The organism is Acidovorax sp., assembly GCF_046341535.1.
GTDB lineage: Bacteria > Pseudomonadota > Gammaproteobacteria > Burkholderiales > Burkholderiaceae_C > Acidovorax.
On record NZ_JBKDRI010000123.1, the window covers coordinates 1 to 21,656 of the forward strand.

Here is a 21,656-nt window from a genome sequence, read left to right on the forward strand (position 1 = left end):
TGGCAAGTACTTGTTCATATGCAGTCTTGGCCTGTGCTAGCTGCCCGCGCTGGTGTGAAGCCAAACCATGCTGAAAAACTATTGCTGTCTCTGGATCAAGCTCAACGAGCTGCGGTGCAGGTTGCTGTGATTGATTGGAAATTTGCGTTCTGCTGGTCATGTGATGCTTGGCGTAAAAATTGAATCGCCCTGGCAGCTCTGGGAAACATCTGTTTAACTCCCTGCGAGATGCACTGGCTTCGGCTCGGGCAGTCTACTGCGTTGCTTTTCTGGTCCACAGCTCCGCTATGAGCTGCAAACAACGCCTTGTGGCCTATCCCGATCCACGCCAGCGCAACCGCGCAAGGGTTTTGCAGAGCTTCCCTACGCTCTGAGTTTGTGCACGGTGAGCTTTCGCGGCGTGCGACCGCCGTAAAATCCCAAGGCTGTGCGTGCTGCACTGCACGCGGGCCCGTGGGGCCTGTGGTGCCTCTTCGCAGTCAGCCCCTCCTGTTTTCATCTATCCAAAGCTGGCCAGGCGCGCCAGTGCCCCCAATCAGACCATGTTGACCTTCCAGCAAATTATCCTGAAGCTGCAGTCCTACTGGGACGCGCAGGGTTGCGCGCTTTTGCAACCCTATGACATGGAAGTGGGCGCTGGCACCTCGCACACCGCTACCTTTCTGCGGGCCATTGGTCCTGAGCCGTGGAAGGCCGCCTACGTGCAGCCCAGCCGCCGGCCCAAGGACGGCCGCTACGGCGAGAACCCCAACCGCCTGCAGCACTACTACCAGTACCAGGTGGTGCTCAAGCCCGCACCGGCCAACATTCTGGAGCTGTACCTGGGCTCGCTCGAAGCCCTGGGGTTCGATCTCAAGAAGAACGACATCCGTTTTGTGGAAGACGACTGGGAAAACCCCACGCTGGGCGCCTGGGGCCTGGGCTGGGAGGTGTGGCTCAATGGCATGGAAGTCACCCAGTTCACCTACTTTCAGCAGGTGGGCGGCATTGACTGCAAACCCGCCACGGGCGAGATCACCTACGGCCTGGAGCGCCTGGCCATGTACCTGCAGGGCGTGGACAACGTCTACAACCTGAAGTGGACCGACAGCCTGAGCTATGGCGATGTGTACAAGCAAAACGAGGTGGAGCAGTCTGCCTACAACTTCGAGCACTCCGACGCCGATTTTCTGTTCACCGCCTTCAACGCGCACGAGAAGCAGGCCAAGTACCTGATGGAACAACAACTGGCCCTGCCCGCGTATGAGCAGGTGCTCAAGGCCGCGCACAGCTTTAACCTGCTGGATGCGCGCGGGGCCATCAGCGTGACTGAGCGCGCCGCTTACATCGGTCGCATTCGTGAACTGGCGCGCAAGGTCGCACGCAGCTATCTGGACAGCCGCGCGCGCCTGGGCTTCCCGATGGCGCCCAAGGCCTGGAGCGACGCGGTGCTGGCCGAGATGGCCAAGGCAGACGCCAAGAAAGCCGCCTGAGCGCCGAGGGAAACAACACCATGACCACCCAAAATCTTCTCGTTGAACTCTTTGTCGAAGAGCTGCCCCCCAAGGCGCTCCAGAAACTGGGCGATGCGTTTGCCACCGTGCTGGCAGATCAACTCAAGGCCCAGGGGCTGGCCAGTGCCGCCTCGGTCGTGACACCCTTTGCCTCGCCCCGCCGCCTGGCCGCGCACGTCACCGCCGTCGCCGACAAGGCTGCCGACAAGGCCGTGCAGCAAAAGCTCATGCCCGTATCCGTGGGCCTGGACGCCAGCGGCAACGCCACGCCCGCACTGCTCAAAAAGCTGCAGGCGCTGGGTGCTGATGTGGCCAACCCGGCCGCCGCCGTGGCTGCCTTGAAGCGCGCGCCCGACGGCAAGGCCGAGGCGCTGTTTTACGACAGCCTGGTGCCCGGCGCGACGCTGCAAGCCGGTCTGCAAAAGGCGCTTGATGAGGCCATTGCCAAGCTGCCGATTCCCAAAGTGATGAGCTACCAGCTCGAGACCGACTGCGAGTTACCCGGCTGGACCAGCGTGCACTTTGTGCGCCCTGCGCACGGTCTGGTGGCGCTGCATGGCTCCGACGTGGTGGCGGTCAAGGCGCTGGGCCTCACGGCGGGCAACCGCACGCAGGGCCACCGCTTTGAAGCCGCCGTGGACCCGGTGGTCTTGAAAGACGCCGACCGCTACGCCGCCACCCTGCAACAAGACGGCGCGGTGATCGCATCGTTTGCCGAGCGCAAGGGCGAGATCGCCCGCCAGCTCGCTGCTGCCGCTGCCAAGGTGGGCAACGGCGCCCGCCCCATCGAAGACGACGCCCTGCTGGACGAGGTGACGGCGCTGGTCGAGCGGCCCAATGTCCTCATCTGCCAGTTTGAAGAGCAGTTCCTCGACGTGCCGCAGGAGTGCCTCATCCTCACGATGAAGGCCAACCAGAAGTACTTTCCGCTGCTGGATGCCGCAGGCAAGCTGACCCACCAGTTCTTGGTGGTGAGCAACATCCGCCCCGAAGACACGAGCTTGGTCACCGGCGGCAACGAGCGCGTGGTGCGCCCGCGCCTGGCCGATGCCAAGTTCTTCTTTGACCAGGACCGCAAGAAGACCCTGGCCTCGCGCGTCGAAGGTCTGGGCAAGGTGGTGTACCACAACAAGCTGGGCTCGCAGGGCGAGCGCGTGGAGCGCGTGCGCACCATTGCGAAGGCCATCGCCCGGCAGCTGGGCGATGCGCCACTGGTGCAGGATGCCGACCTGGCCGCGCAACTGGCCAAGGCCGACCTCGTGACCGACATGGTGGGCGAGTTCCCCGAGCTGCAGGGCATCATGGGCGGCTACTACGCCCTGAACGACGGGCTGGGCGAGACCGTGGCCCACGCCATTGAAGACCATTACAAGCCCCGCTTTGCCGGCGATGCGCTGCCGCGCAACATGGCGGGCGTGGTGGTGGCGCTGGCCGACAAGCTCGAAACCCTGGTGGGCATGTTCGGCATCGGCAACCTGCCTACTGGCGACCGCGACCCGTTTGCGCTGCGCCGCCATGCATTGGGCGTGATCCGCATGCTGGTCGAAAAAAACCTGCCGCTGGAGTTGAGCGCTCTCTTGGCCGCTGCCGTGCCTGCCTTTGGTGACAAGATCACCGATGCAACGGCTGCGCTGGCCGATTTCGTCTACGACCGCCTGGCCGGCAGCCTGCGTGAGCAGGGCTACAGCGCCCAGGAAGTCGATGCCGTGCTGGCCCTGCGCCCCCAGCGCCTGGCCCTGATCGAAAAGCAACTCGCGGCAGTGCGCGCCTTCGCCTCGCTGCCCGAGGCGCCCGCGCTGGCCGCCGCCAACAAGCGTGTGGGCAATATCCTGAAAAAGGCCGAGCTTGAAGGCCCGGTGGACGCCCATGTCAACCCCGCGTTGTTGCAGGAGCAGGCCGAAAAGGACCTGCTCGCGGCCCTTGAGCGCTGCGTGCCCGAGGCCGACGCGCAGTATGGCGCGGGCGACTACACCGCCAGCCTGCAGACACTGGCCGCGCTGCGCGCGCCGGTGGACGCCTTCTTTGACCGCGTGATGGTCAACGCCGAGCAGATCGATCTGCGCCTGAACCGCCAGGGCCTGCTCAAAAGCCTGCACAAGGCCATGAACCGCGTGGCCGACCTGTCACGTCTGGCCGCCTGAACATGGCTCATCCCCCTGAGCGGCTGAGACGCTTCTGCTAGGCTGGCTGCTCTCACGAGGCAAACCGATCCCATGAAACTCGTCATCCTCGACCGCGACGGCACGCTCAACCCGCTGGGTGATGAGTTCATCACGTCCGCCGATGAGTGGTCTCCCATGCCGGGCGCGCTGGAAGCCATCGCGCGGCTCAACCACGCCGGCTGGCATGTGGTGGTGGCCACCAACCAGCCAGGCCTGGGGCGCGGCCTGTTTGACGTGGTGGCGCTCAACGCTATCCATGCCAAGCTGCACCGCCAGCTGGCGGCCATGGGCGGGCGCATCGATGCCATCTTTTACTGCCCGCATGCGGCCGACGAGGAATGCAGCTGTCGCAAGCCTGCGCCGGGCCTGATGGAGCAGATTTGCGAGCGCTATGGGGCCGAGCGCTCCGATGTGCAGGTGGTGGGCAGTTGTGCGGCCCATCTGCAGGCCGGCGCTGCGCTGGGCGCAACGCTGCACCTGGTGTGTACCGGCCGTTCGGCCCATTTGGACCCCGCTGCGGTGCAGTTGCCTGCCGGTATGCCGCTGGGTACGCAGCTGCACGCCAGCCTGGCCGATTTTGTCAGCCGTCTGCTGCCGGCTGTGCCGGTCGCCGGGCCCGCTGTGCAGGCGTAATGCCCTCAGGGCTTGGTTGCTATCTATTCAATAGCTTTTGGTGCTTATGGAACAGGCGCTAGCGGCATAAAACAACCCAAAAAAATGGATTTCATCCGCTCGGTCATACACCTTATCTGGATGGGCATCACCGTGGTGCCCTATGCGCTGGCCATCATGCTGGGTACCCTGCTGGGCGTGCGGGGTGTGCCGCTGTACCGCATCGCGCGGGCGTGGCTGTCGTTGTGCATCAGCGGCGCGCGCGTGGTGCTGGGCATCCGCGCCAACGTGACCGGCATGGACAACCTGCCCCAGGGCGTCAACGAAGGAGCCATCCTGCTGGTCAAGCACCAGTCCACGTACGAGACCTTTTTGATGCCGGTGATCATGCCGCACCCCCTGGCCTATGTGTTCAAGAAGGAACTGCTGCGCGTGCCGTTCTTTGGCTGGGCCATTGGCCGGCTGGACATGATCCACATCGACCGCAACCAGCGCACGCAGGCTTTCAACAAGGTGGTGCAGCAGGGCAAGAACCTGTTGGCCAAGGGCGTCTGGATCATCATGTTCCCCGAGGGCACGCGCATCGATCGCGGGCACAAGGGCCACTACAAGACCGGCGGCACGCGTCTGGCCATCGACACGGGCGCTCCGGTCATTCCCATCGCCGTGACGTCTGCCAAGGCCTGGCCGCGCAAGGCGTTCATCAAGCGTCCCGGTGTGGTCGATGTGTCCATCGGCAAGCCCATTCCCAGCGTTGGCCGCCAGCCCGATGAGCTCATGCACGAGGTCGAGGCCTGGATCGAAGCAGAGATGCGGCGTCTGGACCCCGATGCCTACCCCCCGGCTGCCACAGCGCCATCCCCGCGCGCTGCGGATGGCGGCTGAATATCCAACGGAGAGGCCGGCGTGATACAGCGACTGGTGCAGTTGGCGCTGGACCTGTTCGAGCCGCCCGACCCCGCGCCACGGGAGGCATTTTCCGATCCGGATAAGCCTTCTACGCTCGTTGATAAAGCCTTGCAAGCTCCTGAAAATATAGCAAGCCGCCCGCTGGCCCCTGGAGTGCCTGCCGCGCCGCTGCCCTCCCTGCTGTCACCCGCCGAGTTTCGCCACCCCCGCGCCAACCGCGAGGTTTTGCTGGGCGATGCCGTGGTGGCCTATGCCCTGCAGCGGGCGCGACGGCGCACCATTGGATTCACCGTGGGGGCCGACGGCCTGTCGGTGCGCGCGCCGACCTGGGTCACGCTCGGCGCGGTGGATGCTGCGCTGCGCGGCAAGGCGGACTGGATTCTTCGCAAGCTGTCCGAAACCCGCGAGCGCCATGACCGGTTGCAGGGCGACCGCCTTGTCTGGGCCGATGGTGCCGAGTTGCCCTACCTGGGGCAGCCGCTGCGCCTGGTGCTGGACCCTGGACACCGCTTCGTCGGCAAAGGCGGGGCGCTGGTCGAACTGGATGCTTCGGCCCGCGCCGCAGCCACCGCACCCGATGAAGCCTTGGGGGACGGGCTTGCCGTGCAGCACCCTCGCCGCGCGCTGCACATCGGCCTGCCGCACAGCGCCAGCCCGGCGCAGATCCGCGATGCGGTGCAGGCCTGGCTGATGCACGACGCGCGCCGCCACTTCACAGAGCGGCTGGACCACTTCGCGCCGCAGTTGGGCGTGCAGTGGGCCAGCCTGCGGCTGTCCAGCGCGCAAACACGCTGGGGCAGCGCGAAGTCGGATGGGTCGATTCGCCTGAACTGGCGGCTGCTGCACTACCGCCCGGCCATCATCGACTATGTGGTGGTGCACGAACTGGCCCACCTGCGCGTGATGGACCACAGCCCGCGCTTTTGGGACACCGTGGCTGCCGTGGTGCCCGACTATGCGGCGCTGCGCCAGCACCTGCGCAAGGAGCCCGTGCCGCCATGGGAGTAGCGCTGCACACACCAAGCCGCGCCCGCCCCGCCCCCTGCGTGCGACCGTGCGCGCGCTGATTTGCTCACTGACAAGGAGACTGCTCGATGACTGCAACCGAACCCCGCTTTTCCCCTGCCGAGGGCTATGCCGGCGACGTGACCCCCCAGCAGGCCTGGCAGTGGGTGCAGGCCGGTGAGGCCGTGCTGATCGACGTGCGCAGCGACGCTGAGCGCGAGTGGGTGGGTATGGTGCCCGGCGCTGTGCCGGTGGCCTGGAAGCAGTGGCCCGGCATGGCGATGAACGCCGCGTTCGACGCGCAACTGCTTGCCGCTGTGCCCCCAGGCGGCCGCGCGGTGATGCTGTGTCGCAGCGGCGTGCGCTCCATCGCTGCGGCGCGCCGTGCCACCGAGCTGGGCATTGAGGCCTTCAATATCCTGGAAGGCTTTGAGGGGGATGCCGATGCCGACGGCCACCGTGGGCGGCGTGGCGGCTGGCGGTTTCATGGGCTGCCCTGGCGGCAAAACTGATCAAGCTGTCCCCTGGGCGGGCATGGCCCCCGCCACGATACGCTGGTGCGCCTCAGGCTTGGCGTTGCACACACCCATCAGGTTCTCGACGCGGGACGCATGGGCTGCATGGCTGCGGCACCGCATGATCTTCCCCTCCGCGCTCCGCTGAGGGCGGACTGCCTGACGGTGCCCTTGCCCTGCGTTGCGCACCGCAAAACTCGGGATAATCCGCCGCATGACTTTCCTGGCCATCGATGTGGGCAACACGCGTCTCAAATGGGCGCTGTACGACGCTCCCCGTCCTGGCGCGTTGCTGCTGGCCCACGGCGCAGAGTTTCTGGACCACATCGGTAAGCTGGCAGAAGGCGGCTGGTCGCAGATCGCGCCACCGCCCGAGCGCATGCTGGGCTGCGTGGTGGCGGGCGATGCCATCAAGCACCGGGTGGAGGAACAGATGGAGATCTGGGACGTGTCGCCTTCGTGGGTGGTGTCGTCTGCCGCCGAGGCCGGCCTGACCAACGGCTATGACCACCCCGCGCGCCTGGGCTCGGACCGCTGGGTGGCCATGATCGGTGCGCGCCACCATGTGCTTGCCCGCGGGCCGGCGCGGCCGCTCGTGGTGGTGATGGTGGGCACGGCCGTCACGGTGGAGTGCATCGACGCCCAGGGCCGCTTTCTGGGCGGCCTTATCCTGCCGGGCCACGGCATCATGCTGCGCGCGCTCGAGTCCGGCACCGCAGGCCTGCATGTCCCCACCGGCGAGGTACGCATCTTCCCCACCAACACCAGCGATGCCCTCACCAGCGGGGGCACCTACGCCATTGCCGGCGCAGTGGAGCGCATGGTGCAGCACATGATCGCGCACTGCGGCCAAGAGCCGGTGTGCCTGATGACGGGCGGCGCTGCGTGGAAGATGGCCCCCAGCATGACGCGCCCCTTTGAGCTGCTGGACAACCTGATCTTTGACGGTCTGCTGGAGATTGCTTCGCGGCGCTTTGCGGGCTGAGGGCTGCGGCTGCGGAGGCCGGACAAACGGGGGCTTTCACGGGCAGGGACCGCATTGACCAAGCGCCCCGCAAGGCTTCGACAGGCTCAGCCCGAACGGGTGTTGGGGTTTCCCAGGGTTGCTTTGCACCCCGCCGCTTTATCGTGATCGTTGCAACCGGCGCGGGGCCGATCCGGTGCCGCGCAAGGCTTCGACAGGCTCAGCCCGAACGGGTGTTGCGGTTTCCCAGGGATGCTTTGCACCCCGCCGCTTTATCGTGATCGTTGCAACCGGCGCGGGTCTGATCAAGTGCCCCGCGAGGCTTCGACAAGCTCAGCCCGAACGGGTGTTGGGGTTTCCTAGGTCTGCATTGAACTCCGCCGCTTTGTCGCGATCGCTGTCACCGGCGCGGGGCCGATCAAGTGCCCCGCAAGGCTTCGACAAGCTCAGCCCGAACGGGTGTCGGGGTTTCCCAGGGATGCTCCGCACCCCGCCGCTTTGTCGCGATCGCTGTCACCGGCGCGGGTCCGATCAAGTGCTCCGCAAGGCTTCGACAGGCTCAGCCCGAACGGGTGGGGCTTACCGCTCGCAAAGCCGCTTCCAGGTACGCCGCTTCGTCACGATCGCCGCAACCGGCGCGTTGCAAACACCAGGGCAGCCAAGCAAGGGCCGCCCCGCAGCGAGGGCTGCGTCCCCCTTCCCGAATCGCGCCAGCGATTCGAGAGAAGGGGGAAGGCGCGCAGCGCCTCAGGGGGGATGCCCCCTCACTCCTCTTCCAGCTCGGCCCGCGCCATGTCCACGTCCAGTCGCTCCATGGCGTCGGCGGGCTCGCAGGCGGCGGCCTTTTCGTACAGGGCGGTCGCTTCCTTCATTTTCTTGTCGCCTTCGAGCATGACCAGCGCGTTGGCGTACTCGACCATCGCAATGGCCGAGCCGGGGTTGAGCTTGAGGGCTTCCTGAAACAGCTTGAGGCTGGCATCCTTTTTGGCACCATAGGTCATGCCGCCAATCAGCGAGCCCACCTTGTCGATCACTTCGGCATGAAACGCGCCGAGCGCGATGCGCGCATCAGCATGTTTGGGTGAAAGCGCGATTGCTTTTTCCAGCGATTCCTTGACCTTGCCGCCCAGGCCCTGCGCAAGTGCCTTGGCCACACTGATGCCCTGGCTGTAGCGGCCCAGCGCATACGCTTGCCAGTACCAGGCGTTGGCATTGCCGGGTTCGGCGGCAGCCTGGGCCTCGGCGCGTTCGGCCACCTGCATGAACAGGTCCAGCCGGGTCTTTTCCTTGGGTTCCAGGTAATTGGCGTAGATGGCAGTGGCCTTGTTGGCCACGGTGATGCCCGCGCCACCCGCCGCCAGGCCTGCCGCCGTAGCGCCCGCGAAGTCGCCGCAGTGAAACAGCGCCCAGGCATCGAGCACGGCCGCATCCTTGGGGCACGGCTCGGCATCGCCGGTGTGCAGGCGGGCCCAGTGCTTCTTGGTGGTGGCAGCGTCAAAGGCGTAGTCGCCTGCGTGCGGGAAAGGCGTCCATTTGGGCATGGCGGGTCTCCTGTCGTTGTTGTGGGTTGGTATGGGTCCGGTGGGGTGGTGTGCAGCAGGCGGTGGCGGCGTCAGGCGCTGCGGGCCGTGCGGGGCGCATAGGCCCCGGCCAGATCGGCCAAGTGCAGGCGCTGGCTGGCTTCCAGGTAGGGCATGAGCAGGTTGAGCACATGGTGCGCCCCGCGCACCAGGGCCGCCTGCGCGCTGTCGGGCTCCAGCGCGCGGCGTGGGTCGCGCACGTATTCAAAGCTGAGCCAGTAAGTCAGCACCACCACCATGCTGGTGGCGGTGGCCTCCAGTTCGCGGCTGTCGATGTGCAGGCTGCCGGCACGGCCCATGCCGTCGAGCACGGCGCGCACGGCGCGGGTCTTGTTGATCAGGATCGTCTGGAAGTGGGTCTCCAGGCGCCGGTTCTTTGACAGCAGATCGTTGAGATCGCGGTACAAAAAGCGGTACTGCCAGATCAGCTCGAACAGCGTGTGCGTGAAGAACCAGGCGTCCTCCACATTGCGCACGCCGTCGCTGGCGGACAGCAATTCATTCAGAGCGCTCTCGTACCGGTCGAACAGGGCGTTGATCAGCTCGTCCTTGGCCGGATAGTGGTAGTACAGGTTGCCGGGGCTGATGCGCAATTCGGCCGAGATCAGGGTGGTGGAGACGTTGGGTTCGCCAAACCGGTTGAACAGATCGAGCGTGACTTCGAGAATGCGTTCGGCGGTGCGGCGTGGCGCCTTCTTGGCCATGGATGCGGTCCCCTTCGCGTCGGTTTGCGGCTTGGATTGCGGAATGCGTGGCGGATACTCTAACGCACGCGCCGTTGTTGCATTGCGTCATGAATGCAAGCAGGCCAGCGGGCAGCGCACAGCAAAACGGCCGGCACGTGGATGCGTGTCGGCCGTTGGGATGGCAGTGCCTGTCAACCAGGCCTGCCCAAGGGCTGCGCGATCAGCTTGCGGAAGGCGTTGCCGTATCGGATGCTGTCGCAGCGCGCGCCGCCGACTTGCGAGCGGCGGGCTTCTTGGCCACGGCGGCTTTGCTGGCGGGCTTGGCGCTGGCAGCCTTGCCCGCTGCGCTTGCTGCCTTGCGGGCAGGGGCCTTGGTGGCGGGTTTGGTGGCCGCGGGCTTGCTGGCGCGGGCGCCCTGGGCCTTGGCCAGCGCGTCGATGCGGTCGCTCAGCGCCTGCAGGTCGCGCGCCGAAGGCACGCCCATTTTGGACAACGCTTTGGCCACGCGGTCTTCAAAAATGGTTTCCAGCTTGTCCCACTGACCCTGGGCTTTGGAGCCGATGTCGGTCGCCATGTGGGTCACGCGGCTGGCGGCCTCGGAGATACGCTCCTCGGCCACAGCCTGCGTCTTGCGCTGGATGGTCAGGCCTTCCTTGACGAGAGTTTCAAACGCCTTGCTGCCTTCTTCCTGGGCCTTGGAGAAGGCACCGAGCCCTGCCAGCCAGATCTGCTGTGCGGAGTCCTTGATAGTGCTGGACAGCTGGGTGTTGCTCTTTTTGCTGTTGGCGCTGAGTTTCTGCAGTTTCTTGACCATGTGGCCTCCGTATGCCTGGGGTTGGGTGGTGTCAGAAGCTCGCCGCCCCTGACGCATGCCTTGACTGTACGCGGCACGGCCGCCGGGGTGTAGGCATGCGCTCCTAAAAACGTAGAGGGCGCGGTCTAGTAGCCACGCGGGTTTTTGCTGAACCCGGGCAGCGACCCTCTGGGCAAGAATGTGCGCTCTCACAGGAGTCATTCATGCAGTATTTTGTGACGGGGGCAACAGGGTTCATCGGCAAGCGGCTGGTCAAGAGGCTGCTGGAGCGCAAGGGTGCGGTCGTGCACTTCCTGATTCGCAAGGAAAGCGCCGACAAGGTGGCTGACCTGCGCAGCTTCTGGGGTGTGGGCGCCACCAGGGCCATCCCCGTGTTTGGCGACCTGACTGCCAAGAAGCTTGGCGTGGCTGCAGACGACATCAAGAAGCTCAAGGGCCAGATCGACCACTTCCACCACCTGGCCGCCGTGTACGACCTGGGTGCCGACGAGGAAACCCAGGTCGCCGTCAACATCGAAGGCACCCGCAACACGATCGAGCTGGCCAAGGCCATTGATGCGGGTCACTTCCACCACGTGTCGTCCATCGCGGCCGCCGGCCTGTACGAAGGCGTGTTCCGCGAGGACATGTTCGAGGAGGCCGAAGGCCTGGACCACCCGTACTTTCAGACCAAGCACGAGAGCGAAAAAATCGTGCGCCAGGACTGCAAAGTGCCTTGGACGGTGTACCGCCCGGCCATGGTGGTGGGCGACAGCCAGACCGGCGAGATGGACAAGATCGACGGCCCGTACTATTTCTTCAAGCTCATCCAGCGCCTGCGCGAAATCCTGCCACCCTGGATGCCCATGGTGGGCCTGGAGGGTGGGCGGGTCAACATCGTTCCGGTGGACTTCGTGGTCAATGCCATCAACGTCATCAGCCACGGCAAGGACATCGGCAAGAAGTGCTTTCACCTGGTCGATCCGGTGGGCTACCGCGTGGGTGATGTGCTGGACATTTTCAGCCGCGCCGCCCATGCGCCGCGCATGAACCTGTTTGTCAATGCCGCGCTGCTGGGCTTCATTCCCAAGGGCATCAAGAAAAGCCTGATGGCGCTCGCGCCCGTGCGCCGGGTGCGCAATGCGGTCATGAAAGACCTGGGCCTGCCCGAGGACATGCTCACGTTTGTGAATTACCCCACGCGCTTTGACTGCCGCGAGACGCTGGCTGCGCTCAAGGGTTCGGGCGTGTCGTGTCCCAACCTGCGGGACTACGCCTGGCGCCTGTGGGATTACTGGGAGCGTCACCTCGACCCCGAGCTGTTCATGGACCGCACCCTCAAGGGCACGGTGGCCGGCAAGGTGGTGCTGGTGACCGGCGGCTCATCCGGCATTGGCCTGGCCGCCGCGCACAAGTTTGCCGAGGCGGGCGCGACCACCATCATCTGCGGGCGCGACCAGGACAAGCTCGATGAAGCCTGCGCCGAAGCCAAGGCCAAGGGCTACGCCTTCATCGCCTACCCGGCCGACATTGCCGACATGACCAATTGCGACCGGTTCATCAAGCTGCTCATCGACAACCACGGCGGCGTGGATTTCCTCATCAACAATGCAGGCCGCTCCATCCGCCGCGCCATCGAGTCGAGCTACGACCGCTTCCACGATTTCGAGCGCACCATGCAGCTCAACTACTTTGGCTGCCTGCGCGTGACCATGGGGCTGCTGCCGGGCATGGTGCAAAAGCGCAAGGGCCACGTGGTCAACATCAGCTCCATTGGCGTGCTGACCAATGCGCCGCGCTTTTCGGCCTACGTGGCCAGCAAGGCGGCGCTCGACGCCTGGACGCGCTGCGCCTCCAGCGAGTTTGCTGATCAGGGCATCACCTTCACCACCATCAACATGCCGCTGGTGCGCACGCCCATGATCGCGCCCACCAAGATCTACAACAACGTGCCCACCCTGAGCCCCGAGGAGGCGGCCGACATGATCGCGCAGGCCTGCATCTTCAAGCCCGTGCGCATTGCCACCCGCCTGGGCATCACCGGGCAGATCCTGCATGCGCTGGTGCCGCGGGTTGCGCAGATTTCCATGAACACCAGTTTCCGCATGTTCCCGGACTCCACGGCCGCCAAGGGGGACAAGGGCGACAAGGGGGCCAGGCCGCAGTTGTCGGCGGAGGCCGTGGCGCTGCAGCAGATGATGCGGGGCATTCACTTCTGACACGCGTTCGTGTGCCCGGCGCACCCGCGCCCGGGCCCGCCGCGCAAGGGGCGGGCGCAATGGGATAATCCAAAGCTTTGCCAAGCAGGCATTTCACACAGCCCACCCTATGATTCTGGTTACTGGCGGCGCGGGTTTCATTGGCGCCAACTTTGTTCTTGACTGGCTTGCGGCCTCGGCTGAGCCGGTGGTCAACCTCGACAAACTCACCTACGCGGGCAACCTGCACAACCTGGACAGCATCCAGGGTGATGCGCGGCATATCTTCGTGCAGGGCGACATCGGGGATGCCGCGTTGGTCTCGCGCCTGCTGTCCGAGCACCGGCCGCGCGCCGTGGTCAACTTTGCGGCCGAGTCCCATGTGGACCGGTCCATTCATGGACCCGAGGATTTCATCCAGACCAACATCGTGGGGTCGTTTCGCCTGCTCGAAGCCGTGCGGGCCTACTGGAGCCACATGCCCGAGGCCGAGCGCGCGGGCTTTCGGTTTCTGCATGTGTCCACCGACGAGGTGTACGGCTCCCTCGCACCGACCGATCCGGCCTTCACGGAAACGCGTGGCTTTGAGCCCAACAGCCCGTACAGCGCCAGCAAGGCCGCCAGCGACCACCTGGTGCGTGCCTGGCACCATACCTACGGTCTGCCAGTGCTTACCACCAACTGCAGCAACAACTACGGCCCCTTCCATTTCCCTGAAAAGCTCATCCCGCTGATGATCGTCAACGCCCTGGCAGGCAAACCGCTTCCCGTGTACGGCGACGGCATGCAGGTGCGTGACTGGCTGTATGTGAAGGACCACTGCAGCGCCATCCGTCGCGTTCTGCAGGCGGGCACGCCCGGCCAGACCTATAACGTGGGCGGCTGGAACGAAAAGCCCAACATCGAGATCGTGAACACGATTTGCAGCCTGCTCGATGAGCTGCGACCACGTGCCGACGGGCAAAGCTACCGCACGCAGATCACCTACGTGAAAGACCGCCCCGGCCACGACCGTCGCTATGCCATCGACGCACGCAAGATCGAGCGCGAGCTGGGCTGGAAGCCTGCCGAAACCTTCGACACCGGCATCCGCAAGACGGTGCAGTGGTACCTCGACCATGCCGACTGGGTGGCCAGCGTGCAGACCGGGGCCTACCGCGACTGGGTTCAGACCCAATATGCGGATGGCGCACCTGCATGAACATCCTGCTCTTTGGCAAGGGGGGGCAGGTGGGTTGGGAGCTGCAGCGCAGCCTGTCCGTGCTGGGCACCGTCACGGCGCTTGACTTTGACAGCACCGACCACTGCGGCGACTTTGCCAACCCTTCGGGCGTGGCCGACACCGTGCGGGCGCTGCGCCCTGATGTGATCGTCAATGCTGCGGCCCACACGGCCGTGGACAAGGCCGAGACCGAGCCCGACCTGGCCCGCACGCTCAACGCCACCACCCCTGGCGCCATCGCGCTCGAGGCCGCGAAGCTGGGCGCCTGGATGGTGCACTACAGCACCGATTACGTCTTTGATGGCAGCGGCAGCCGCCCCTGGGTGGAGACCGACACGCCCGCGCCCCTGAGCGTGTACGGCCGCACCAAGCGCGAAAGCGAGCAGCGCATTGCAGAATCCGGCGCGAAGCACCTGATCCTGCGCACAAGCTGGGTCTACGCCGCGCGCGGCGGCAACTTCGCCAAGACCATGCTGCGCCTGGCGCAGGAGCGCGACCGCCTGACCGTGATCGACGACCAGTGGGGCGCGCCCACCGGGGCCGACCTGCTGGCCGACGTGACGGCGCATGCGCTGCGCCAGCTGCAGCAGCGCCCGCAGGACGCGGGCCTGTATCACTGCGTCGCCGCAGGCGAAACGAACTGGAATGAATACGCAAAATACGTGATCGCGCGCGCCCAGCTTATGCAAAGCGCTATCAATATAATAGCAAAAGAAGTTGCGCCGGTTCCTACCAGCGCCTTCCCCACCCCCGCGGTGCGCCCGCACAACTCGCGCCTGAACACCGGCAAACTGCAAGCCACCTTTGGCCTCAAGATGCCGCATTGGCAGGCCGGCGTGGCGCGCATGCTGGCGGAAATTCTCTGATTGGCACCCCACATGACGCAACGCAAAGGCATCATCCTCGCCGGGGGCTCCGGCACCCGCCTGCACCCCGCCACGCTGGCCATCAGCAAGCAACTGCTGCCGGTGTACGACAAGCCCATGATCTACTACCCGCTCAGCACCCTGATGCTGGCGGGCATTCGCGACATTCTGGTCATCAGCACGCCGCAGGATACGCCGCGCTTCGAACAACTGCTGGGCGACGGCAGCCAGTGGGGGCTGAGCCTTCAGTACGCCGTGCAGCCAAGCCCCGACGGCTTGGCCCAGGCCTTCATCATTGGCGAGGACTTCCTCGCTGGAGCGCCCAGTGCACTGGTCCTGGGCGACAACATCTTCTACGGCCACGACTTTCACGAACTGCTGGGCAACGCGCAGCAACGCACTGCGGGCGCCAGCGTCTTTGCCTACCATGTGCATGACCCGCAGCGCTACGGCGTGGCGGAGTTCGACGCCCACGGCAAGGTGCTGAGCCTGGAAGAAAAACCCACCCAGCCCAAGAGCAGCTATGCGGTGACGGGGCTGTATTTCTACGACGGACAGGTCGCCACCATGGCCAAGAGCCTGCAGCCATCGCCCCGGGGCGAACTGGAAATCACCGATCTGAACCGCCTGTACCTTCTGCAGGGGCAGCTCAACGTCGAGATCATGGGGCGCGGCTATGCGTGGCTGGATACGGGCACCCATGAGAGCCTGCTGGAGGCCAGCCAGTTCATCGCCACGCTGGAGCATCGCCAGGGCCTGAAGATCGCGTGCCCCGAAGAAATTGCCTGGCGATCCCGGTGGATTGACAGCGAGCAACTGCATCGGCTGGCCCAGCCTCTGGCCAAGAACGGCTACGGGCAGTACCTGCAGCGCTTGCTCAACGACCGGGTGTATTGATCTGCCATGCAAGCAACTCGGCAAGCCATTCCCGATGTGGTGTTGATCGAACCCAAGGTGTTCGGCGACAGTCGCGGTTTTTTCTACGAGAGTTTCAACGAGCAGGTTTTCCGCGAAAAAACGGGCGTTGCCTGTGCCTTCGTTCAGGACAACCACAGCCGCAGCAGCAAGGGCGTTTTGCGCGGCTTGCATTACCAGCTGCCGCCCCGGGCCCAGGGCAAGCTGGTGCGCGTGGTCCGAGGTGCGGTGTTCGATGTGGCGGTTGACATTCGCAAGGATTCCCCCACGTTTGGCCGATGGGTGGGTGCCCTGCTGACGGAAGATAACCACCGGCAGCTGTGGGTGCCGCCAGGTCTGGCGCACGGTTTTCTGGTGCTGTCCGAATCTGCGGATTTTCTCTACAAGACCACCGACTACTACAGCCCCGAGCATGAGCGCTGCATCCGGTGGGATGACCCGCAGCTGGCGATCGCATGGCCCGAGGTGGATGTTGCGGTCCAGTTGTCTGCCAAGGACCAGGCCGGGAGGCTACTGGCCGAGGCCGAGCTTTGACCGGTTCGCTGGTGCCGACGCCGCCGGGCTGCGAAGCGCAGGTGGCGCCGCCCGCCCGCCTGCGGGTCGCGATCCTGGGCTCGCGTGGGATTCCCGCAAACTACGGCGGCTTTGAAACGTTCGCTGAGCAGCTGGCCACGCGGCTGGCCGCCCGTGGGCATGATGTCACGGTCTATGCAGAGTGCGGTGACGCACCCGTCGCAGACCGCGTCTACCAGGGGGTCAGGGTCCGATCCCGGCGTCGCCCGCGATGGGGGGCTGCTTCTGTTTTGGCGTACGACAGCGCTTGCTTGTGGGATGCGCGTCGCGGCTACGACCTCGTCTACATGCTGGGGTACGGAGCCGCCTGGGCCTGCTGGTGGCCGCGGGTCTTCGGGGTCCCGGTCTGGATCAATGTGGATGGACTGGAATGGGCGCGGAGCAAGTGGGGGTGGGCCGCGCGCACCTATTTGCGATGCATGGAGTGGGTGGCCACCCGGGCCGCCACCAGGCTGATTGCAGACGCGCAGGCGATTGCACAGCGATTTCGCACCACCTACCCTCGGGGAGCGCCCAGCAGCTTCATCGCCTATGGTGCCGAGCTGGCCCAGCCGGAAGCGACCGACGCATCGGTATTGGCCACCTGGCAACTGCAGGCCCACGGGTATCTGCTGGTGGTGGCACGGCCTGAACCTGAAAACCATGTGCTGGAGATCATCCAGGGCTACCTGCTGCACGGGGGCGATTTGCCGCTGGTCGTGGTGGGGGATGTCTCGGGCGCAACACCGTACCAGCAGCAACTCAAGGCGCTTGCCAGCGATCGGGTACGCTTTGTGGGGGGCGTCTACGACAGCGCCCAGCTGCAGGGGCTGCGATGCCATGCGCTCGCTTACCTGCATGGGCATTCCGTGGGCGGGACCAATCCATCGCTTCTGGAAGCGCTGGCCTGCGGTAACTGGGTCATTGCCCACGACAACCCCTACAACCGCGAAGTCGCTCGGGACGCCGCAGACTACTTCAGCAGCCCCGAGCAGCTGGCGCGCATCCTGGATGCGCTGACACGCACGGCTGCCGGGCAGCACGCTCTTCGCTCGCAGCGCGCGCGGGCCATCGTGGCAGAGCACTACACCTGGGACGGCATCACCGATGCCTACGAAGCCCTGATGCTCCGCGAATGCCTCGGTGCCCCACGTGCCGCAGAAACGGGAACGGGACGTTGATCATGGGTCAGTGCAGACGATCCCTGCGGATAGCCATGGGGCGGGCCGGATGAGTCAGGCTCTGGTCGATGTGCTCCTGGCCACCTACAACGGAGCGAACTATCTGGCGCAGCAGATCGAATCGATCCTCGCGCAAACACACCAGGAGTTCCGCATTCTGGTCAGCGACGACGGGTCATCCGACGCCACCATGGAAATCCTGTTGCGGTATCGCACCACGCTGGGCGAACGCCTGGTTCTGGTGCCTTATCCAACGCCGGGTCGGGGGTTGGTCCGCAATTTCGAAAACCTCATGCAGGCCAGCCTCCGTGACGGGGTGGCCCGCTGGATGGCCTTTGCCGATCAGGACGATGTATGGCTTCCTCAAAAGCTGGCGGTGACGCTGGCGGCCATGGCACGCATCGAAGCCGGTCAGGGAGAGCGGGTGCCATGCCTGGTGCATACGGACCTGACCGTGGTGGACGACCAGCTCACCGTCCGTTCCGCTTCGTTTGCGCGATACCAGCGGATGGACCCGGCAGCCTACTCGGGCTTGTCGCTGCTCAGCGTCAACCAGGTCACCGGGTGCACCATGATGATCAACCGGGCGCTGTTGCAACTGGCCCTGCCGGTGCCGCCGGAAGCCATCCTGCACGACTGGTGGTGCGCCATCGTCAGTGGTGCTGGGCGACGGGTGTTCCTCATCGATCCGATGATCCTGTACCGGCAGCACGGCGCAAACCAGGTCGGGGCCAAGGACCGTGGACTGACAACCCGGCTGATGCGGCTGTTCACCGATGGGCCAGGCGTATTGCGGCGGGTGCGAGTGTTGGGAGCCGCCACCTACCAACAGGCCCAAGCCCTGGAGCGGCGTCTGCGCGACCGGGGTGTGGACGAACGGGCCGTGTCAGAATACCTTGCCTGGAGACGCAGGCCATGGTGGCAGCGGCTCGCGGGCTACCGCCACTATTACGTCGGCCCTGAACTGGATCGACTGAGCCGCTGTTTGCTGTGGTTTGAATGAGTCTCGCGGGTAGTCTGCGAAGATTCGAGAAAATGGGAACCGGAAACAAGCAAAGGCGCGGTTGATGAAGTCTTCGGCAGAAATGATTGAGCTCGAACGCAGCGCTACCGCTGCGCCCAGGCTTGGGGAAATGCTTCTGGCCGAACAGAGGCTGTCCCGCAACGATCTGGACCGGGCCCTTGAAGTCCAGCGCTCCATGGGCGGGCGACTGGGGCGTCTGCTCATCAGTCTCGGGCTGGTCGCGGAGGTCGACGTTTATGGCGCGCTGGCGCGGCAGGCTGGCCTTCCTCTCGTCCGCCGGGATGCGTTTCCCAAGGTGAAGCCGCAGACGGCCCGACTCAACACCAGCTTCCTGCTCACCCATCATTTGCTGCCGCTGGGCGACACGGACGGCGCGCCGGGTGCAGAGCCGATCCCTGATTTTGCATCCGTCGATCCCCTGAGCGCCTCGCTCCAGGACGCCCTGCGGCTTGTGTTTGGCCGGGCCCCACGGATGTGTTTCGGGCTGGAGTCGGAAATCTCAAGCCAGTTGAGCGACTGGTATCTGGAGGATTCTTCCCAGAGCGAAGAGGGCCAAGAGGGTCAGCCCGAGGCGTCGGAGTTCATCGAACACCTGCGTGACATGGCCTCCGAGGCGCCCATCATCCAGCGGGTCAGCCACATCCTGGCGCAGGCCGTGGCGGCGCAGGCCTCCGATATCCACATTGAAAGCTACGAGGAGAAGTCGGTGGTCCGCATCCGGGTCGATGGGGAACTGTTTCCGATCGACGAGATTGACAACAAAGACGCTCCCGCCATCGTCTCCCGCATCAAGATTCTTTCGCAGCTGGACATCGCAGAGCGGCGCATGCCCCAGGATGGGCGCACCAAGCTGCGGGTGCAGGGCAAGGAGATGGATGCCCGCGTATCGACCATTCCCACCATGTTTGGCGAATCGGTCGTGATGCGTTTGCTCGAAAAGAATGTCGATCTGCTTTCGCTCGAAAGCCTGCATTTCACCGCGCCCACGCTCAAGGCCATGCGGCAGATGCTCAGCGTGCCGCACGGAATCTTTCTGGTGACCGGGCCGACAGGCTCGGGCAAGTCCACCACACTCTACGCCTCCATGCAGGAGCTGGAGGGGGCCAACCTCAAGATCCTCACCGTGGAGGACCCTGTCGAATATCGACTGCAGTGGCTCAACCAGGTACAGGTGCAGCCGCAGATCGGCCTGACCTTTGCCAAGGTGCTGCGCTCATTTTTGCGGCAGGACCCGGACGTCATCATGATCGGTGAGATGCGCGATGGAGAAACGGCCGAAATCGCCGTCCAGGCTGCCTTGACCGGTCACCTGGTTCTCTCCACGCTGCACACCAACAGCGCCCTGGGCGCCATCGTTCGCCTGATCAATATGGGGGTCGAGCCCTACCTCATCACGGCGTCGGTGGTCGGGGTGCTGGCGCAGCGTCTGGTTCGCAAGCTCTGTGACGAGTGCAAGACCCCGCTGCCGCCCGAGCAGGCGCACCAGGCAGCCGCGTCCCTGGGCGCGCTGCTGCCCCCTGGCCAGCCCGTTTACCGCTCGCAGGGCTGTCCTGCCTGCCGTGGCACAGGGTACCGGGGGCGGGTGGCGATACACGAGCTGCTGGTGCTGTCCGACGAGGTCAAGAAGACCGTGCTCGAAAGGGGCTCCTCGCTGAGCGGCGACGACGGTGCCTACGCCGGAGGGAACTTGTTGCACGATGGGGCCACCAAGGTATTCAGCGGCTTGACGACCGCCGAGGAAGTACTGCGCGTTGCGCGTCAACATGATTGATTTTCAATACGAGGGGGTCGCCTCCGATGGCAAGGCTTGCCGCGGGGCCATTCGCGCCCCGAGCGAGGAGACTGCCCGGCTGCGGCTGATTGGCCAAGGCATCACACCCGTGCGCATTGCCGGTGGTGCCGGGACGGTGGAGCCGCAGGAGACCGACGGCCGCAAAACCCGCCTCAAGCGGGCCGAGGTGCTGCTGTTCACCCGCGAAATGGCGCACCTCAAGCAGGCCAACATGCCGCTGGACAAGGCGCTGACCATGCTCAAGGAAACCGCCGAGACCGAGCGGTTGAAGGCATTTATCGCCAAGGTGGAAGAGGGCGTGCGCGGGGGCAAGTCGCTTTACCAGTCGCTGTTGCCCTTCGAGGGTGAACTGGGGCCTCAATACCTGGTGTTGATCCGTGCCGGAGAAACCTCGGGCTCGCTCAGCGTGGTTCTCAAGGAACTCACCGTGCAGCTGGAGGCCGCTGACAAACTGCGCAATTACGTCATCTCTTCCATGATGTACCCCGTGATTCTCCTGGTGGTTGCGGTGCTCTCGGTGATTTTGCTTCTGGCGTTTGTGGTGCCGCAGTTTCGGGAAATCTTCGACTCCATGGGCGACAAGCTTCCCTACTCGACACGCCTGGTGGTGGATCTGAGCGACCTGATTCGAATGCACTGGATGGCGCTGCTGGCCGGGGCCACGGGCCTGCTTTTCGTGGGTTCCCGCTGGGCGGCCACGGACGGGGGGCGTCTGCAAATCGACAGCCTGCTGCTGGGCCTGCCACTTTTTGGCAAGGTGTTGCGCAATCTGCAGTTTGCGGTGTACTTCAGGACCTTTGGCATCCTGCTGCAACGCGGTGTGCCCATGGTGGATGCCTTGCGCATCGCGGTGGATACGCTGACCAACGCCGCCCTGCGCAAAGACATCGAGCCCCTGGTCGGCCTGGTCAAGGCGGGCAAACGGCTGTCCAGCGGGTTTGTGTCGCCCTACCTGGGCAAGTCCAGCACGCCGCAATTGATCCGCGTGGCCGAAGAAACCGGGCAACTGGACTCCACCCTGCTGGGGCTGGCCGACCGCTACGAGGACGAAGGCCGTCGCACCATGGGGCGTGTGCTTGCTGCCATGGAACCGCTGATCATCATCGTTCTCGGTGCCCTGGTGGCCTTCATTATCATCGCCATTTTGGGTGGCGTTTTGTCGATCAACGACACGATCTAAACTTACC

The 21,656-nt window shown here is 64.9% G+C and carries 20 protein-coding genes; 16 read left to right on the top strand and 4 right to left on the bottom strand.

From position 1 onward, the window contains the following. Positions 1–542: 542 nt before the first annotated feature. From glyQ to ACK543_RS08760, 6 genes are all read left to right on the top strand, one after another. The gene (glyQ, locus tag ACK543_RS08735; RefSeq protein ID WP_409942457.1) at positions 543–1,472 is read left to right on the top strand and encodes a glycine--tRNA ligase subunit alpha; all 930 of its coding nucleotides are present in this window, start codon (positions 543–545) and stop codon (positions 1,470–1,472) included. 20 nt (positions 1,473–1,492) lie between these two features. Continuing rightward, positions 1,493–3,634, top strand: a complete 2,142-nt coding sequence (gene glyS / locus ACK543_RS08740) for a glycine--tRNA ligase subunit beta (protein ID WP_409942458.1) — start codon at positions 1,493–1,495, stop codon at positions 3,632–3,634. Between the two features lie 72 nt (positions 3,635–3,706). Continuing rightward, positions 3,707–4,288, top strand: coding sequence for a D-glycero-beta-D-manno-heptose 1,7-bisphosphate 7-phosphatase (gene gmhB, locus ACK543_RS08745; RefSeq protein WP_409942459.1), 582 nt, complete (start codon positions 3,707–3,709; stop codon positions 4,286–4,288). Positions 4,289–4,372: 84 nt separating this feature from the next. Continuing rightward, positions 4,373–5,152, top strand: a complete 780-nt coding sequence (locus ACK543_RS08750; RefSeq protein WP_409942460.1) for a lysophospholipid acyltransferase family protein — start codon at positions 4,373–4,375, stop codon at positions 5,150–5,152. 24 nt (positions 5,153–5,176) lie between these two features. Continuing rightward, the gene (locus tag ACK543_RS08755; RefSeq protein WP_409942507.1) at positions 5,177–6,184 is read left to right on the top strand and encodes a M48 family metallopeptidase; all 1,008 of its coding nucleotides are present in this window, start codon (positions 5,177–5,179) and stop codon (positions 6,182–6,184) included. An 86-nt stretch (positions 6,185–6,270) separates the two neighbouring features. Beyond that, positions 6,271–6,693, top strand: a complete 423-nt coding sequence (locus ACK543_RS08760; RefSeq protein ID WP_409942461.1) for a rhodanese-like domain-containing protein — start codon at positions 6,271–6,273, stop codon at positions 6,691–6,693. Here the strand turns inward: ACK543_RS08760 and ACK543_RS08765 are convergent, their stop codons facing one another. After that, positions 6,694–6,819, bottom strand: a complete 126-nt coding sequence (locus ACK543_RS08765) for a hypothetical protein (protein WP_409942462.1) — start codon at positions 6,817–6,819, stop codon at positions 6,694–6,696. 91 nt (positions 6,820–6,910) lie between these two features. Between ACK543_RS08765 and ACK543_RS08770 the strand changes: the two genes are divergently transcribed. After that, on the top strand, positions 6,911–7,681 hold the full coding sequence (locus ACK543_RS08770; protein ID WP_409942463.1) for a type III pantothenate kinase: 771 nt from the start codon (positions 6,911–6,913) through the stop codon (positions 7,679–7,681). 743 nt (positions 7,682–8,424) lie between these two features. Here the strand turns inward: ACK543_RS08770 and ACK543_RS08775 are convergent. The 3 genes from ACK543_RS08775 to ACK543_RS08785 all read right to left on the bottom strand — a co-directional run bounded on the left by ACK543_RS08775 (position 8,425) and on the right by ACK543_RS08785 (position 10,740). Next, positions 8,425–9,201, bottom strand: coding sequence for a tetratricopeptide repeat protein (locus ACK543_RS08775; RefSeq protein ID WP_409942464.1), 777 nt, complete (start codon positions 9,199–9,201; stop codon positions 8,425–8,427). Between the two features lie 71 nt (positions 9,202–9,272). Next, positions 9,273–9,944 (bottom strand): TetR/AcrR family transcriptional regulator, encoded by a 672-nt coding sequence (locus ACK543_RS08780; protein ID WP_409942465.1) that lies wholly within the window; start codon positions 9,942–9,944, stop codon positions 9,273–9,275. Positions 9,945–10,146: 202 nt separating this feature from the next. Further along, complete coding sequence (locus ACK543_RS08785; protein ID WP_409942466.1) at positions 10,147–10,740, bottom strand: phasin family protein; 594 nt, start codon at positions 10,738–10,740, stop codon at positions 10,147–10,149. A gap of 203 nt (positions 10,741–10,943) precedes the next feature. On the opposite strand from ACK543_RS08785, the gene ACK543_RS08790 reads away from it, so the two are divergent. From ACK543_RS08790 to ACK543_RS08830, 9 genes are all read left to right on the top strand, one after another. Further along, complete coding sequence (locus ACK543_RS08790) at positions 10,944–12,938, top strand: SDR family oxidoreductase (RefSeq protein ID WP_409942467.1); 1,995 nt, start codon at positions 10,944–10,946, stop codon at positions 12,936–12,938. A 109-nt stretch (positions 12,939–13,047) separates the two neighbouring features. After that, entirely contained in the window at positions 13,048–14,118 is a 1,071-nt protein-coding gene (gene rfbB / locus ACK543_RS08795) for a dTDP-glucose 4,6-dehydratase (protein WP_409942468.1), read from the top strand. Next, positions 14,115–15,005 (top strand): dTDP-4-dehydrorhamnose reductase, encoded by an 891-nt coding sequence (gene rfbD, locus ACK543_RS08800; protein ID WP_409942469.1) that lies wholly within the window; start codon positions 14,115–14,117, stop codon positions 15,003–15,005. The genes rfbB and rfbD overlap by 4 nt, the downstream gene beginning before the upstream one ends. Before the next feature lie 12 nt (positions 15,006–15,017). Further along, the gene (gene rfbA, locus ACK543_RS08805; protein WP_409942470.1) at positions 15,018–15,902 is read left to right on the top strand and encodes a glucose-1-phosphate thymidylyltransferase RfbA; all 885 of its coding nucleotides are present in this window, start codon (positions 15,018–15,020) and stop codon (positions 15,900–15,902) included. A gap of 6 nt (positions 15,903–15,908) precedes the next feature. After that, positions 15,909–16,454, top strand: coding sequence for a dTDP-4-dehydrorhamnose 3,5-epimerase (gene rfbC, locus ACK543_RS08810; protein WP_409942471.1), 546 nt, complete (start codon positions 15,909–15,911; stop codon positions 16,452–16,454). After that, positions 16,451–17,653, top strand: coding sequence for a DUF1972 domain-containing protein (locus tag ACK543_RS08815; protein WP_409942472.1), 1,203 nt, complete (start codon positions 16,451–16,453; stop codon positions 17,651–17,653). The genes rfbC and ACK543_RS08815 overlap by 4 nt, the downstream gene beginning before the upstream one ends. A gap of 49 nt (positions 17,654–17,702) precedes the next feature. Further along, complete coding sequence (locus tag ACK543_RS08820) at positions 17,703–18,656, top strand: glycosyltransferase family 2 protein (RefSeq protein WP_409942473.1); 954 nt, start codon at positions 17,703–17,705, stop codon at positions 18,654–18,656. Positions 18,657–18,720: 64 nt separating this feature from the next. Next, the gene (locus tag ACK543_RS08825) at positions 18,721–20,448 is read left to right on the top strand and encodes a GspE/PulE family protein (RefSeq protein ID WP_409942474.1); all 1,728 of its coding nucleotides are present in this window, start codon (positions 18,721–18,723) and stop codon (positions 20,446–20,448) included. Then, positions 20,441–21,649 (top strand): type II secretion system F family protein, encoded by a 1,209-nt coding sequence (locus tag ACK543_RS08830; RefSeq protein WP_409942475.1) that lies wholly within the window; start codon positions 20,441–20,443, stop codon positions 21,647–21,649. Before ACK543_RS08825 ends, ACK543_RS08830 begins: the two co-directional genes overlap by 8 nt. Positions 21,650–21,656 lie beyond the last annotated feature (7 nt).

Excerpts from the sequence above, each read along its gene's own strand:
- glyQ (WP_409942457.1), top strand. The coding sequence starts at position 543 with ATGTTGACCTTCCAGCAAATTATCCTGAAGCTGCAGTCCTACTGGGAC.
- glyS (WP_409942458.1), top strand. The coding sequence starts at position 1,493 with ATGACCACCCAAAATCTTCTCGTTGAACTCTTTGTCGAAGAGCTGCCC.
- gmhB (WP_409942459.1), top strand. The coding sequence starts at position 3,707 with ATGAAACTCGTCATCCTCGACCGCGACGGCACGCTCAACCCGCTGGGT.
- ACK543_RS08750 (WP_409942460.1), top strand. The coding sequence starts at position 4,373 with ATGGATTTCATCCGCTCGGTCATACACCTTATCTGGATGGGCATCACC.
- ACK543_RS08760 (WP_409942461.1), top strand. The coding sequence starts at position 6,271 with ATGACTGCAACCGAACCCCGCTTTTCCCCTGCCGAGGGCTATGCCGGC.
- ACK543_RS08765 (WP_409942462.1), bottom strand. The coding sequence starts at position 6,819 with ATGCGGTGCCGCAGCCATGCAGCCCATGCGTCCCGCGTCGAGAACCTG.
- ACK543_RS08770 (WP_409942463.1), top strand. The coding sequence starts at position 6,911 with ATGACTTTCCTGGCCATCGATGTGGGCAACACGCGTCTCAAATGGGCG.
- ACK543_RS08775 (WP_409942464.1), bottom strand. The coding sequence starts at position 9,201 with ATGCCCAAATGGACGCCTTTCCCGCACGCAGGCGACTACGCCTTTGAC.
- ACK543_RS08780 (WP_409942465.1), bottom strand. The coding sequence starts at position 9,944 with ATGGCCAAGAAGGCGCCACGCCGCACCGCCGAACGCATTCTCGAAGTC.
- ACK543_RS08785 (WP_409942466.1), bottom strand. The coding sequence starts at position 10,740 with ATGGTCAAGAAACTGCAGAAACTCAGCGCCAACAGCAAAAAGAGCAAC.
- ACK543_RS08790 (WP_409942467.1), top strand. The coding sequence starts at position 10,944 with ATGCAGTATTTTGTGACGGGGGCAACAGGGTTCATCGGCAAGCGGCTG.
- rfbB (WP_409942468.1), top strand. The coding sequence starts at position 13,048 with ATGATTCTGGTTACTGGCGGCGCGGGTTTCATTGGCGCCAACTTTGTT.
- rfbD (WP_409942469.1), top strand. The coding sequence starts at position 14,115 with ATGAACATCCTGCTCTTTGGCAAGGGGGGGCAGGTGGGTTGGGAGCTG.
- rfbA (WP_409942470.1), top strand. The coding sequence starts at position 15,018 with ATGACGCAACGCAAAGGCATCATCCTCGCCGGGGGCTCCGGCACCCGC.
- rfbC (WP_409942471.1), top strand. The coding sequence starts at position 15,909 with ATGCAAGCAACTCGGCAAGCCATTCCCGATGTGGTGTTGATCGAACCC.
- ACK543_RS08820 (WP_409942473.1), top strand. The coding sequence starts at position 17,703 with ATGAGTCAGGCTCTGGTCGATGTGCTCCTGGCCACCTACAACGGAGCG.
- ACK543_RS08825 (WP_409942474.1), top strand. The coding sequence starts at position 18,721 with ATGAAGTCTTCGGCAGAAATGATTGAGCTCGAACGCAGCGCTACCGCT.
- ACK543_RS08830 (WP_409942475.1), top strand. The coding sequence starts at position 20,441 with ATGATTGATTTTCAATACGAGGGGGTCGCCTCCGATGGCAAGGCTTGC.